This window comes from Paramagnetospirillum sp., assembly GCF_058402745.1.
In genome coordinates this window covers 163,019-175,067 of record NZ_JBZVFI010000009.1, presented here as the reverse complement: position 1 = coordinate 175,067, position 12,049 = coordinate 163,019, and the positions used below count along the sequence as shown (strand labels likewise).

Below are 12,049 nucleotides of genomic sequence, written 5' to 3'. Positions count from 1 at the left end.
TTCTGGTGGATAACCGCTGGAATGATGTGGGCACCAAGGTCACCTGGAACCTGATCAATCTGCTGTCGGCTCCTGACCGGCTGGCCCATGCCGACAGTGCCGAAAAGGTGGCCGATGCCAAGCGCATCGCGTTGCGCATGGCGGTACTGGCCCAGGTCCATGTGATCTCGCATCAGTTCGCCAGCGCCACCAAGCAGTTCGAGCGGGCCGACAAGCTGTGGGGCATTGAGACCCGTCTGGCCGAAGCCTCGGGCAACCAGCAGCGCGGTGGCACCCAGAACGAGATCGAGCGCATCAGCACCGAGACCTCGGCCATCGCCGCCGAGCTTCGCCGCTTCCAGACCTATGCCCAGATGCAGTCGGCCTATGGCAAGCTGCAAGCCACCATCGGCGCCGACCCGGTGCCGGAGCGGGTGGCGTCGCACTCGCTGGAAGGTCTGTCGGGCGCCATCGTCCTGGCCATGCCGCCGGTGGTGAAGGCCGATGCGGTGCCGCAGGCTGCGCCCGCCGTGATCGAGGCTGTGAAGCCCGATGTTTCGGCCGAACCCGAACAGCGCGACGTGGTTGCCGATGCTCTGGGCTGGTTGGGCCGCACCATTGCCGACAAGGTCCAGGAACTCTCCGCCCCGACCAAGGAGGCCACAGCTCCGACTGTCCAAGCGCCTCCGACCGTGACGGTGCCGGTTTCCATGACCGTCGATCCCGCTGCTTCCCAGGTCGCTCAGGCCAATCCATCGGATCGCCCTATCGATTGGTTGGGGCGCCCCATCAACAGGTAGGCGGTCCGAGAAGGGAGGGATGGAATGGACTTCATCCAACAAATTGGCTGCAGGCTCGCTTCCGCCCCTTCCTTCATTCCTGATCGGGGAAACGACGATGATCGGTGAAGCGCTCGCCCGTGCCGCCAGGAACGCCATCCGTCGGATGACGCTTCGCCGTTTTGACCCAGATTCCCCCGCGAGGTCGGATGGTCAGCTTTCCTTGAAGGACATCGCGATTTTGACCAGGAAGTTGCCGGATTTCAATCTGCCGGAATCCGTTGGAAATGCCAGGACCGAGCAATCATGAACGCCATCCAGCGCAGCCGAAGGAGAAAGTGAATGAGCTGACGCCTGTGGAGCGGGGGGGGATGTTCGATGGCGCTGCCGTGGCTGATTCTGAGCATACAGCCCCGGGGTAGGCCAGCCGCCATGCGTCCATTGCACGTTCTGGCGCGGCGAGCATGATGCACAAAGCTAGCGCCCCGCTGGGTTTTCCGATCTGCTCAATCTCGGGAACGGTGGGGTCTGGGCCCGCTGGGGATGGGCGGTCCCGGCCCTGTGCCTGCTGTCCTTCGGAGCACAAGCTCAGGAGCCGGTGATTCCGGTTCAACTGGGTGGTGGTGCAGTTCGCGGACCCATCTGCCGAATTGCCGGGCAAAATTCACTGCATCACGGTCAAGAAAAAAACTGATTCAAGGAGGGCCAGACCCTGTGTTTTGACTGCGCGTCATCGAAAAGGCGCAGTTGGACGAGGGCCGGGGGGGGAAGGGGGCGGCGGAGAAGTTGAATTCGGGCGCATAAGCGTCTGTGGAGCTGAACTCGGCCGGAACGTTGGAAGCCGAGAAGTTAGATCGGATGCTGCCGTAGCCGAGGTGGAAGCTCAACTCGGCCCGCGCCGTCACCAGCAAATGCGGCATCAGTGCGCCGTTCTCCGGCTGGGTGGTCGAACAGAGGGCGAGAGCCCTATTCAAAATAGTTCAGGCGCGTCAGCCCATTCTCGACACCTCTCTTGACGCACTCGACCGGAGGCCGAGTTCATCGTGCTGTCGGGCTGGGTAAGAAACCTCAAAGTGCGGCTCTGGTGGTCCAGGTGGCGGGTGGCTAGGTCAAGAAAGGTCCATCCCGCCAAGATCGCCGCGTAGGGGCCAAGGTCGAAGCGATTTTCTTTTCGGTCAAGGTGGTGGCCGAGGTTAAGGGCGATTATCCCGAACTGATCGCCGGTATGACCGGCCGGGTGCAGATGCCCCAACCATGATTGATATCGATCTATGAGCCACAACCCGTTATCAACTGCTGGGCTTGGAGAACACGCGAGGAAGGCGCCAATTCCACCGAACTGGGCTTTGTCACGGTCAATGACAGCCGGGCCTTGGTTTTCTACCGCCAAGCGGCGTGTTCATTCGAGGGCGAGGGACTGACGCATCGGCGTTGCCGGGATTGAGGCCGGGGCACCCTTCACCTTGTGGCAGCGGGTGTTCAAGTGTCTGGTATCCGATCAACGTGCGCCAAAGTTGTTCCCGCCGTTCTCGATGGCGCCGATGGGCAGAACGGTCGGAGGGCGGCCTCGCCACGCCCGCCGCCGCCGTTGAAGGACCGCGACGGCCGAGGCGACTCGGAACCCTGCTGCCGGCCCGTGACGAGGATTGGGGCGAGCAGGACATTGCCCGTAACCCGTGCTTCGGATTTCGACGGCCACGCTCGGGCGGCGACTGGCCCTCGCCGGTCACGCAATGGAAGCGAAAGATCACATCCATTCCTCGCTACCGGCTGAAGCTGGCGGCGGGAATCGTGCTGGCCTTGCTGTTCCCGCTGCGGCTGTCGAGCTGGCCCCGCAGGAGCTGGCGGCCCATAATCCGGCGGTGAATCCGCTCGCCCACGGAGCGGCGCATCGAGAAGGTGCACGTCCGGCAAACAGAAGTGGCCGAGGGACAGATTTCTCTTCGAATGGATCGCACCACCCTGACCGGGAAGTGAAGGTGGCCAAAAAGGCGCTGTCCACCGCCCGGCAGATGGATCAGGCCACCCAGCAGGCTTCTTTGATTCCAAGGCCAGGGTCAGCTTGCCATCATCCGCGCCCGCATCGAGGAGCGGAGCGCCGAGGCGGCTCAATTGGAAAATTTGATGGCCCGCTCCCAGTCAAGGCACCGCGTGCCGATTTGGCCGTGCTGGACGATCCCGCCGAGGAGGCTGCCCGGTCAAGTGGGTGAGAAGGTGCTGGCGCGGGCATCGCCCAATGACGTCGAGGTGGAGGCTTGGTTGGCCCCTGCCGATGTCATCGCGTTGGAGAAGGGTGACCGGGTCAGCCGGTTTCTCAATGCCGATCCGCTGTCGCCGGTGTCGGCCAAGCTGCTTTACGTCACCTATGAAGCCATTCCCCAGCCCGACGAACACTGGGTCATCGGGTGCGGGCGGAATTGGCGAAGGGCGAGAGCGGTCCCCGGTTGGGATTGAAGGGCACCGCCCGGCTTGACGGCCATCGGGTGGCGTTGATCTACTGGCTGGCGCGGCGCCCGCTGGCGGTCGTGCGTAACTTCGTGGGTCTGTAACCATGGATTCCGCCGCCCTGCCATTGCCGGGTTTGCGCGATGAGCTATCGCTGCATCCGGGTCCGGCTTCCCTCGACGGCTCGCCCACCTGGACCATCCGCGATCCGGTCCGGAACCGCTATTTCCGCATCGGCTGGGCCGCCTTCGAGGCTTTGAGCCGCTGGGGGTGGCACCGCCGGTGACGTCGCCAAGGCGGTGCGTTCCGAAACCACCATCGACATGAGTGACGAGGAGGTGGTGGATGTCGCCAAGTTCCTCCACGGCAATCAGCTGACCCAGGCCAACAGCCATGCGATACAACGCGGCTGGCCGAGCAGGCGGCGGCGGAGAAACATTCCGTCTTCAACTGGCTGCTGCACCATTACCTGTTCTTCCGCATTCCCCGCTGCGGCCCGATCGCTTCCTGGGGGGCCATGCTGCCGCTGGTGTCCTGGCTGGGCAGCCAGTGGTTTCGTTGGACCACCTTGGGGGCCTTGCTGCTCGGGTTGATGCTGCTGGTGCGGCAATGGGAGGTCTTCACCGCCACCCTGGTCGATACCCTCTCGGTCAGCGGCATGGTCAGCTACGGCATCGCCTTGTCACTGGTGAAGGTCATCCACGAACTGGCCCATGGCCTGACCGCCAAGCGGTTCGGGCGCCGGGTGCCGACCATGGGGGTGGCATTCCTGGTGATGTGGCCGGTGCTCTATACCGACGTCAACGAGACCTGGACCCGGCGTCGCGGCGGCAAAGGCTCCTGGTCGGGGCGGCGGGGATCATGGCCGAACTCTCCGTGGCGGCTTGGGCCACGCTGCTCTGGGCTTTCCTGCCCGATGGTGGCATGCGCCAAGCGGTGTTTGTGCTGGCTGCCTTCACCTGGGTGTCGTCGCTGGCCATAAACTTAAGCCCCTTCATGCGTTTCGACGGCTACTTCCTGGCCATGGACGCCCTGGAACTGCCCAACCTGCATCCGCGTTCCTTCGCCATGGCCAAGTGGTGGCTTCGCGAAGTGCTGTTCGATCTGGGCGAGCCAGCGCCGGAAGCCATGAACCCAGGCCGCCAGAGGGCCACGGTCGCCTTTGCTTTTGCCGTTTGGATCTACCGCCTGACGCCGTTCCTCGGCATCGCCGCTTTGGTCTATCACTTCTTCATCAAGGCGGTTGGCGTGCTGCTGTTTGCCGTCGAGATCGGCTGGTTCGTGTTCCTGCCCATCTGGAACGAGGTCAAGGAATGGGCGAGCGTCGCGACGGCATTTTCAAGAACACCCGCTGGAAGCGACCGTTGCTGGGAATCGGCCTTGCCTTGGTGGTCGCGGTGATCCCATGGCGGACCCGGATTGAGGCTCCGGCCTCGGTCGCCGCCGAGTTACGGCGCCGCTATTCCGCCCGCTCCGGCCCGGTTGGAAGCGGTGCTGGTCGAGCGCGGCCAGCATGTAGCGGCGGGAACAAAGTTGCTGGCCTTCACCGCCCCCGATATAGATTCAAGGCGTGCCATCACCGCCGCCAAGCTGGCGGGAAAATCCGCTGAGTTGGAGGCAGTTAAGCTCGACCCCTTCGGCCGCGACGGGTCGGCCCTGACCGAGGAAGTCGTCGCGGCTTGGGTCTGAGAAGGCGGCCCTGGATGCCGAGGCCGAACGTCTGACCATTATCGCCCCATGCCCGGATCTTCCTTGATCCACTGCCGGATCTGAAGCCCGGCGCTTGGCTGTCCCCCAAGACAATTGGGCCTGATCCGTGCGACGGCGCCACCATCGCCACCGCCTATGTGGCCGAGGATGATCTTGACCGGATCAAGCCGGGCGACGAGGCCCGTTTCATTTCTCACGGCCTCGACCATGTCGGTATGACCGGCACGGTGCTGGCCATCGACCGCAATCCGATTAAGGTTCTGACCGATTCGGCCCTGGCCTCGCTCCATGCCGCGACATCCCCGTGCGGGTATCGGGCCAGATTCTGGTGCCCCAGGGAAGCTTCTTCCGCGTTACCATCCGTCTGGCATGGCACGGCCCCCAACCTCAAGCTGATCGGCCATGTCCAGATCAGCGGCCAGGGCCAAAGCCTGATTGGCCGCGCCGCCGCTCGGCCCTGGTGGTGCTGGTCCGAGAGTGGGGCGCATAATCATCAACCCAGTGAAGGAGATCGACATGAAGATCAAGCAAACCCTGATGGTGATGATGGTGGCGGCCACGCCGACCCCTGCATCAATAGCCCTGGCCCAGAGCGGCCCCATCGACAAGGCTTATGAAAGATGGCAAGGCTGCGGAGATCTCGTCGGTCAAGCTGCGTTTAGCAACCCAGTCTGCCACAGTGGCCGTGCAGGAATTGAACGAGGCTGAGGGCTCTTTGCGGCGGTTGAGGGAGGCCAAGGCTTCCGATCAGCGTCGCAAGATCGCTACCGAACTTGAAATGGCGATCACCCGATTGAAAATTGCCGCCGGAGGTCAATGACGCATCACTCCCCCTGAGCCGATCAAAGCTTGTGTGTGCTGAGAAGGATATCACCTGACAGATAGGACCACACCGGCCCGGCACGCCGGGCCAGTATGAGTCAATTCGCCCCCTTACAGCCTGATTAAGCGTAGATGGGCACCCCTTATCCTTGACGATAGTAAAGATCACCATTAGTGCATGGGAACGCTACATACTCGGCATCGAATATATCTATAATATCGCTATTATTTGAATATGATCTATGCGCCCTGTTGACATCACGTGTCCATCCGACGGTGACGCGACCTGTATTAAAATCTGCATCTAAGACCTTTAGATAGCATCTTCCTCGCCTGATCACATAAACCATATCAAGCGGATAGCAGTTTCCACTATAAGCCATTTTAAAGCGAACGCATCACTCTTGCTTTTGAACACAATGCAATAATAATCATATAAATACCGAGCAAACCCCATTTGCCATGAACCAATCTCATGGCTCGTCAAATGACAAACTGTTGCATGTATATTTTGTTTTGTTAATGCCTCTATAATGTTTTCATATTCACACTCATCTTCATAAAGCTCAGTAGCCAACACATATCCCTGTGAGTATAATGTTGGTATTAATGTTGATGAAATATTAGCGATGCTTTTTTGGATTTTCATGATCAAATCTCTCCTGTCGCGCTGGGGATGATTTGCCCGGCGCGTGATAATGGGTGATTTAGCTTGCGTTCTGGGGTTTCAGATCAGCGTGAGAGCTGCCTGGATAGCGTTTAGCAGGTCGTGGAAGTCCCCGAATTGCAAAAGCGGGGAGGCGTTTCGGCATCAGCCCACTGGGGTGTGGAGATCGCCATTGGTGCAGTTAAATGCTACATATTCTGCACCAACAAGTCTCGGAAGAATACTATTTGTAGTGTATGAACGATATGCTTTGTTTATATCCCGCACCCATTCAACACAAACCGGAACGGGAGCTGGGAAGTCATCGTCTATATCGCTGTCTTCTCCATCATCGACGATAGTGCTCATCCTATTCTTTACCGAAAGGTATGTGTCGCCGCGTTTAATAACATATATTTTATTCAAGGCCCACGTCTCATCATCGCAAATCATTCTAAACTTAACTGCATCGCTTCTTTTTTTGAATACAACGCAGTGGTATATAACAGGAAGCTCATAGTAACGATTGAAACCATCTGGAGTTGGTGTCTCCCCCAGGTATATTTCATTGCTTTTGAAGATACACATTATGGCGTGTATGTGGTGTTTTTTAAAAGTGTCCTTGATGTCATTCAATTCACAAACACATGTCTCGAACATATCATCAATCTCACATGTCGCTACCATGTGGGCTTGGGAGTATATGGTCGGGATTAGGTTGGCAGTTATAGTTGCGAATGATTTATGGGTTGTCATGATTACATTTCTCCTGTTCGCAATGGGCATACCGACGCCCATTGAGTGAATGCTTTGGTTTTTTCAGGCTTATAGCGGGTTGCCCGCCACCGATGCCTCTGCGGCAGCCTGATCAATTCGACCAAGCCCCCGGAGCTCAGACGGCAAAGGCGCTGCTGCGCCTGTGCCAGGGACATGAACCCCGCGTCTCGCATGACCAAGGTTCAGCAAGGCACCGAAATCCGCCCAAATAAGTGTCTCGTATATGTGCCAATTTGACATTTGAGACATATTCTCATATGCTTCTTAAATACAAACAAGACATGAGGCCGCTATGCTGATCGGATATGCGAGAACATCCACTCTTGATCAGCGGGCCGGCCTTGATGCCCAGTACCGAGACCTGGAAGCTGCCGGTTGCGAAAAAATCTTCACGGAGCAAGTTTTGTCCGTGGATGTTGCTGCTCGCGACCAGCTTGCTGCCGCTTTGGAGTTTGTCCGAGAGGGCGATGTCCTGATGGTGAGCAAATTGGATCGGCTGGCCCGATCTGTCCCTCATCTCCTCCAGATCACCGAATATCTGGAACAGAAGAAGGTGGCCCTGCGGGTTCTCAACATGGCGATGGACACAAGCACGCCGACGGGACGGCTTATGCTTACCTTGCTTGGCGGGATCGGTGCGTGGGAACGAGAAATCATGTTGGAGCGCCAGCGGGAGGGTATCGCCAAGGCCAAGGCCGAAGGCAAATACAAGGGCCGCCGCCCGACGATAAAGCCCGAGGAAATCCGTGCCCTGAAGGACGAGGGGCTTGGGGCGGCTGCCATCGCCCGCAAGCTGGGGGTCGGGCGGGCCAGCGTTTACCGGTTGCTGGCCGAATAGCCATTTCGGCTACCGGCCCGGCGCCATATTTCTCCCCATACTCGGGCTTCTAAAACCTTTAACCCATTGATTCCATGCTCGTATTCGCCTAGATCTTCATCGCTTTTGCACAGTGCCGCAGCCTCGATAGTGGCGTCGAGGCAATCGTTGATGTTCTGTATCAGGGCCAGAAGAACCTCGGCAGATGGGCGGCGGCAACGGGACAGGGATGAACTCAAATAACTTTGGCTGCGATTTGCAAAATCACCAAAGCTGCGACCCGACCCAACCACCCCGAGAGAGTGAAGTTCATCGTAAATATCTTTAAGACTTAGCATTAGATGCCTCCTGCGTATGTTATTGCAGTCATATTTATGCAGGCATCAAGATGCAGAATATTTATCTATTAGCAATTCAACATATACGACATGTTTGTGTATTTATATTAGGCGACATCATGCATTCATCGGATTGTAGTTATATATTATATAACCATCTGTCAGATGATCTAAACTCAAGTGACATACATTTATATAGTCTACCAATCTTTTTTAACCAAACAGGTTCCCATTCATTCCCAAAGCGGACAGGAAGATCTCCTACGCCACCTTCTGAATATCGGCATATTTGTTTTCTAATGTAGCCATATATATTGCGGACTGCCTCGTCAGTTGATTGTTTTTCAAACAATGACTTGACGACCACCCGCCACCGTCCCGGCCATTTTCGCCGCAGTTCTTCCGAAAGCGTATCTACCTCACATCGACCGCACGCCACCAGCAAATGGACATGCAGATTGATGATGACGTCATCGCCGGAAACTGGCGGAACCCCAAGATCATTGAATAGTGATTCTCGGTGACCGTGAACATCCCGGCTTCTTGATAAATCAAACTCAAACGCACCACGAAATCGTAGGCCGGGTAAACGACGGCTCTTGGTTAGACTTGCCCAATCTGACTTAAATAGCTCAATTTCGGCACGGACCTTTGACTCAATGGCCGCGTCAGAATGGCCTGGGCTTGCGGGTATTCCACTCACTATTATCGTGGCAAACGCTAATTTTGACCGCTCAACCGAACGGAAAAACTGCCAACTTCTCGGGAGTTTGCTTTCTGAACCAATTGCTGGCTGCGATATATTCTTTTCCATGTGACCACCTCAAAATTGCCCTGGCGCGTTCCAATACGCCAGGAGCCATGTGCTGGGAGGTGGTGCAGCACAAGTAAAAGCATTCAATGCGATACATATATTCATAGTGACCACCTCTTTCGTCGAAAATTGGAACTGACGACAGAGGTATTTAGGCATGTAGTTAATTCACTTGGATGGACCGCGATCTATCACCCGTCGGTTGGCACGCATAATGAGCAAACTCACCAAATGTTCCGTCTGACGCGAAGCAACCTTAATAGTGTCGAGAATATCCAATACCCCAGAGCCTAACTCAGCATCATTCATTAAAAACGAATTATCGCATTGATATTTTCTCTCGACAGACACCGCCTCAGCGGCAGAAATCATTAGTTCATTCAATCTCATATTCATCACCTCCATGTCTGGCCTGCTACCTATTTATGCAGCAGCGTCACTGATAGATTTCAAGTGAGCGGGCATTTTTGGTGAAGTCAGCCGCCCTGTTTTCCGTTGATACTCTTCGTCCTGGAAATTGATCCCGCCTTGCTTTTTATCGTTCTTCTTGGCTCGTCTGCTTCTGATTTCTAGAGATGCTCCCTGTCTTTTTCTTTTTCTTCTTCTGTCACCCACGTATTTTTCATCGTCGGTGACCATAAATCTGACCGCGAAATCCTCAATGTCGTCGGCCCTAATGTAGTATGTGGTTTTCACCGGATACTTGGTGTCTCGCTCCTGTGGAGCGCTTTCAGATGGAGGCAGAGTCAACCGAATCATCTCAATATCGTCGGGTGCGGTTGACCAGAGGGTAAATGCACCATATCCAAGGCGGCTATTAAACACCGCGTCGAGGTGCTTGGGGGTAACCTCTCCGCCGCCGTTATCCGTGACTGTAATCATGCCTTGGCAGTTGGCCAAATGGCTCTGGAAGTAGGTGTAGCCTTCCTCATCTGCGGCCAATGTGATGCGCCACGGGTATTGCTTCCCCAGCGCTTTAAGCCGCCTTTCCATGGCAGCCTCGGGGCGATCCTGTCGGCGACCGACAAATATTCTGCAATTATCTTCATCAAATACTTTATTCATATCCAACCTCCAAATATATATTCGCTCAACAAAACATCTATGTGCCTACCCAGCGCATAATGCAGTTTTTGCATCACAATGATTATTTATGCAGGCACGCATATTTAATGATAAATGCGTGATTATCGCATTTAGTGCAGAATATTTATTGGTGATAGCATTATTGTTTTTCGGCTTGTCCCCATTCCGGCAACCACCACCTTCTGGGCGTGGCTGCGCCTGGACAAGTCGCTGCTGTGGCTGGTGCCCGGCATGGCCAGCCTCGCCCTGTTTGCCTGGGCGCTCACCCGCATCGACGCCGACTTCGCCGGGCGCGCCTACGCGGCCTACGGCGGCATCTACATCCTGACGTCATTGATCTGGATGTGGGTGGTCGAGGGCACTCGCCCCGACCGCGGGGACACCATCGGCGCGGCGATCTGCGTCGTCGGTGCCATGGCCATCATCTTCGGGCCGCGTAGCACCTGATCGGTCAGCCGCAACATCCCGTCCGCCACCCTGGCGTTCAAGCTGGATGAACGGGCACGGCACCGAGCCGCTCAGAGACCGAAGGAAATTGGCTGCATAAATAGGCATTGATGGGCGCCGCCAAGGCGTTACGCATAAGTGCGCGCCAATGAAGAAGCGCACTCATGCGGCTTTTTAAACACAACAAACAATAAGGAAGTGATAAAAATGCAAGTTATGAAAATTACAGTTGATAGCAAGAGAAGGGATGATGCGTGTTATTGGTTACGAAAACATTTTGGCGGAAAGTCATATGAAACTTGGTTCCAGGGGATGCCTTACGTAGGGCGTTATGGCGAACTTGTGGATGACTTCTATATAGCAGCAGTAAATAAAAGATATCTCTCATTTTTTAGAATGAAGTTTTCCGATCACAGCGTTGAAATTGTTGATCTGACGCCGCAACTACGAACAGTTTGCAATATTGTATATATTGATGATGTGCTCCACATCGCAGGTGGCCCTCCTCCCAGCAATGTGGAAGTCAGATATTTTTGTCAGATGCAGCCACTATCGCTTGACCATCTGACCGACCTACCCTTGAAGATCAAGGCCATAGCCAATCTGTGGACGGCTTTCCCAGAAAAGAAAAAAGACGTCGATTTAATTGCAGACTGCTTCAGAGAGATTGTATCAAAAAATGCACTGAAAAATGTTGATGTTGACCGGATGCTGTTGAGAATTAAAAGGAAGCTTCATCAGTTTATTCACTACAACAATCCACAAAAACTGCTCTGGCAGCTTGGGTGGCAGCTGACAGATAATATGATATTTGACTGGGCGCATTCTCTTGAAATCATGATGCATGTCGTTGCCATTGTCCGCCCGTTTAAAATGCTTGGCGGGATCAATTTCCAGGTCAAAGAGTATCAACGTAAAACAGGGCGGCTGACTTCACCAAAAATGCCCGCTCACTTGAAATCTATCAGTGACGCTGCTGCATAAATAGGTAGCAGGCCATACATGGAGGTGATGAATATGAGATTGAATGAACTAATGATTTCTGCCGCTGATGCGGTGTCTGTCGAGAGAAAATATCAATGCGATAATTCGTTTTTAATGAATGATGCTGAGTTAGGCTCTGGGGTATTGGATATTCTCGACACTATTAAGGTTGCTTCGCGTCAGACGGAACATTTGGTGAGTTTGCTCATTATGCGTGCCAACCGACGGGTGATAGATCGCGGTCCATCCAAGTGAATTAACTACATGCCTAAATACCTCTGTCGTCAGTTCCAATTTTCGACGAAAGAGGTGGTCACTATGAATATATGTATCGCATTGAATGCTTTTACTTGTGCTGCACCACCTCCCAGCACATGGCTCCTGGCGTATTGGAACGCGCCAGGG

Annotated in this window: 18 protein-coding genes and 1 pseudogene; 11 read left to right on the top strand and 8 right to left on the bottom strand. The window is 55.3% G+C overall.

The genetic code is table 11. The features are described 5' to 3' along the window. From ACV4UZ_RS07845 to ACV4UZ_RS07820, 6 genes and pseudogenes are all read left to right on the top strand, one after another. Window positions 1-779 (top strand): annotated as a pseudogene (locus ACV4UZ_RS07845) (TolC family protein); the annotation flags it as partial. A gap of 19 nt (window positions 780-798) precedes the next feature. Further along, complete coding sequence (locus tag ACV4UZ_RS07840; protein ID WP_491600316.1) at window positions 799-1,068, top strand: hypothetical protein; 270 nt, start codon at window positions 799-801, stop codon at window positions 1,066-1,068. Window positions 1,069-2,960: 1,892 nt separating this feature from the next. Further along, entirely contained in the window at window positions 2,961-3,212 is a 252-nt protein-coding gene (locus tag ACV4UZ_RS07835; RefSeq protein WP_491600338.1) for a biotin/lipoyl attachment domain-containing protein, read from the top strand. Window positions 3,213-3,309: 97 nt separating this feature from the next. Then, complete coding sequence (locus ACV4UZ_RS07830; RefSeq protein WP_491600337.1) at window positions 3,310-3,489, top strand: hypothetical protein; 180 nt, start codon at window positions 3,310-3,312, stop codon at window positions 3,487-3,489. Window positions 3,490-4,064: 575 nt separating this feature from the next. After that, window positions 4,065-4,604: a hypothetical protein gene (locus tag ACV4UZ_RS07825; RefSeq protein ID WP_491600336.1), complete on the top strand. Its 540-nt coding sequence runs from the start codon at window positions 4,065-4,067 to the stop codon at window positions 4,602-4,604. Between the two features lie 18 nt (window positions 4,605-4,622). Continuing rightward, a complete protein-coding gene (locus ACV4UZ_RS07820) occupies window positions 4,623-4,892 on the top strand; it encodes a biotin/lipoyl attachment domain-containing protein (protein ID WP_491600335.1) in 270 nt (89 codons plus the stop codon). Window positions 4,893-4,930: 38 nt separating this feature from the next. On the opposite strand, the gene ACV4UZ_RS07815 is transcribed toward ACV4UZ_RS07820, so the two are convergent. Together ACV4UZ_RS07815 and ACV4UZ_RS07810 are read right to left on the bottom strand one after the other, a co-directional pair. Beyond that, complete coding sequence (locus tag ACV4UZ_RS07815) at window positions 4,931-5,203, bottom strand: hypothetical protein (protein WP_491600334.1); 273 nt, start codon at window positions 5,201-5,203, stop codon at window positions 4,931-4,933. Window positions 5,204-5,266: 63 nt separating this feature from the next. Next, entirely contained in the window at window positions 5,267-5,473 is a 207-nt protein-coding gene (locus tag ACV4UZ_RS07810) for a hypothetical protein (RefSeq protein ID WP_491600333.1), read from the bottom strand. A gap of 53 nt (window positions 5,474-5,526) precedes the next feature. On the opposite strand from ACV4UZ_RS07810, the gene ACV4UZ_RS07805 reads away from it, so the two are divergent. After that, the gene (locus ACV4UZ_RS07805) at window positions 5,527-5,733 is read left to right on the top strand and encodes a hypothetical protein (protein WP_491600332.1); all 207 of its coding nucleotides are present in this window, start codon (window positions 5,527-5,529) and stop codon (window positions 5,731-5,733) included. Window positions 5,734-6,072: 339 nt separating this feature from the next. On the opposite strand, the gene ACV4UZ_RS07800 is transcribed toward ACV4UZ_RS07805, so the two are convergent. Next, entirely contained in the window at window positions 6,073-6,384 is a 312-nt protein-coding gene (locus ACV4UZ_RS07800; protein ID WP_491600331.1) for a hypothetical protein, read from the bottom strand. 162 nt (window positions 6,385-6,546) lie between these two features. Continuing rightward, a complete protein-coding gene (locus ACV4UZ_RS07795; RefSeq protein ID WP_491600323.1) occupies window positions 6,547-7,137 on the bottom strand; it encodes a hypothetical protein in 591 nt (196 codons plus the stop codon). Window positions 7,138-7,450: 313 nt separating this feature from the next. Between ACV4UZ_RS07795 and ACV4UZ_RS07790 the strand changes: the two genes are divergently transcribed. Then, window positions 7,451-7,996: a recombinase family protein gene (locus ACV4UZ_RS07790; protein WP_491600330.1), complete on the top strand. Its 546-nt coding sequence runs from the start codon at window positions 7,451-7,453 to the stop codon at window positions 7,994-7,996. Here ACV4UZ_RS07790 and ACV4UZ_RS07785 read toward each other — a convergent pair. The 4 genes from ACV4UZ_RS07785 to ACV4UZ_RS07770 form a co-directional block, all read right to left on the bottom strand. Beyond that, window positions 7,975-8,313: a DUF6626 family protein gene (locus tag ACV4UZ_RS07785; protein WP_491600324.1), complete on the bottom strand. Its 339-nt coding sequence runs from the start codon at window positions 8,311-8,313 to the stop codon at window positions 7,975-7,977. The two genes, ACV4UZ_RS07790 and ACV4UZ_RS07785, sit on opposite strands and share 22 nt — an antisense overlap. Window positions 8,314-8,452: 139 nt before the next feature. Beyond that, entirely contained in the window at window positions 8,453-9,127 is a 675-nt protein-coding gene (locus ACV4UZ_RS07780; protein ID WP_491600325.1) for a hypothetical protein, read from the bottom strand. Window positions 9,128-9,295: 168 nt separating this feature from the next. Further along, window positions 9,296-9,532: a hypothetical protein gene (locus ACV4UZ_RS07775; protein WP_491600329.1), complete on the bottom strand. Its 237-nt coding sequence runs from the start codon at window positions 9,530-9,532 to the stop codon at window positions 9,296-9,298. Between the two features lie 18 nt (window positions 9,533-9,550). Further along, window positions 9,551-10,192 carry a hypothetical protein gene (locus ACV4UZ_RS07770; protein WP_491600328.1) on the bottom strand — a complete coding sequence of 214 codons (642 nt, stop codon included), beginning with the start codon at window positions 10,190-10,192 and terminating at the stop codon, window positions 9,551-9,553. A gap of 147 nt (window positions 10,193-10,339) precedes the next feature. On the opposite strand from ACV4UZ_RS07770, the gene ACV4UZ_RS07765 reads away from it, so the two are divergent. The 3 genes from ACV4UZ_RS07765 to ACV4UZ_RS07755 all read left to right on the top strand — a co-directional run bounded on the left by ACV4UZ_RS07765 (window position 10,340) and on the right by ACV4UZ_RS07755 (window position 11,899). Further along, window positions 10,340-10,660 (top strand): YnfA family protein, encoded by a 321-nt coding sequence (locus ACV4UZ_RS07765; protein ID WP_491600339.1) that lies wholly within the window; start codon window positions 10,340-10,342, stop codon window positions 10,658-10,660. A gap of 138 nt (window positions 10,661-10,798) precedes the next feature. Continuing rightward, window positions 10,799-11,644 (top strand): hypothetical protein, encoded by an 846-nt coding sequence (locus tag ACV4UZ_RS07760; RefSeq protein ID WP_491600327.1) that lies wholly within the window; start codon window positions 10,799-10,801, stop codon window positions 11,642-11,644. A gap of 18 nt (window positions 11,645-11,662) precedes the next feature. After that, entirely contained in the window at window positions 11,663-11,899 is a 237-nt protein-coding gene (locus ACV4UZ_RS07755) for a hypothetical protein (RefSeq protein ID WP_491600326.1), read from the top strand. The last annotated feature ends 150 nt before the right edge of the window (window positions 11,900-12,049 follow it).

Coding starts and splice junctions, on each gene's coding strand:
- ACV4UZ_RS07780 (WP_491600325.1), bottom strand. CDS start 9,127: ATGGAAAAGAATATATCGCAGCCAGCAATTGGTTCAGAAAGCAAACTC.
- ACV4UZ_RS07790 (WP_491600330.1), top strand. CDS start 7,451: ATGCTGATCGGATATGCGAGAACATCCACTCTTGATCAGCGGGCCGGC.
- ACV4UZ_RS07800 (WP_491600331.1), bottom strand. CDS start 6,384: ATGAAAATCCAAAAAAGCATCGCTAATATTTCATCAACATTAATACCA.
- ACV4UZ_RS07795 (WP_491600323.1), bottom strand. CDS start 7,137: ATGACAACCCATAAATCATTCGCAACTATAACTGCCAACCTAATCCCG.
- ACV4UZ_RS07755 (WP_491600326.1), top strand. CDS start 11,663: ATGGAGGTGATGAATATGAGATTGAATGAACTAATGATTTCTGCCGCT.
- ACV4UZ_RS07805 (WP_491600332.1), top strand. CDS start 5,527: ATGAAAGATGGCAAGGCTGCGGAGATCTCGTCGGTCAAGCTGCGTTTA.
- ACV4UZ_RS07785 (WP_491600324.1), bottom strand. CDS start 8,313: ATGCTAAGTCTTAAAGATATTTACGATGAACTTCACTCTCTCGGGGTG.
- ACV4UZ_RS07770 (WP_491600328.1), bottom strand. CDS start 10,192: ATGAATAAAGTATTTGATGAAGATAATTGCAGAATATTTGTCGGTCGC.
- ACV4UZ_RS07815 (WP_491600334.1), bottom strand. CDS start 5,203: ATGGAGCGAGGCCAGGGCCGAATCGGTCAGAACCTTAATCGGATTGCG.
- ACV4UZ_RS07830 (WP_491600337.1), top strand. CDS start 3,310: ATGGATTCCGCCGCCCTGCCATTGCCGGGTTTGCGCGATGAGCTATCG.
- ACV4UZ_RS07825 (WP_491600336.1), top strand. CDS start 4,065: ATGGCCGAACTCTCCGTGGCGGCTTGGGCCACGCTGCTCTGGGCTTTC.
- ACV4UZ_RS07840 (WP_491600316.1), top strand. CDS start 799: ATGGAATGGACTTCATCCAACAAATTGGCTGCAGGCTCGCTTCCGCCC.
- ACV4UZ_RS07775 (WP_491600329.1), bottom strand. CDS start 9,532: ATGGAGGTGATGAATATGAGATTGAATGAACTAATGATTTCTGCCGCT.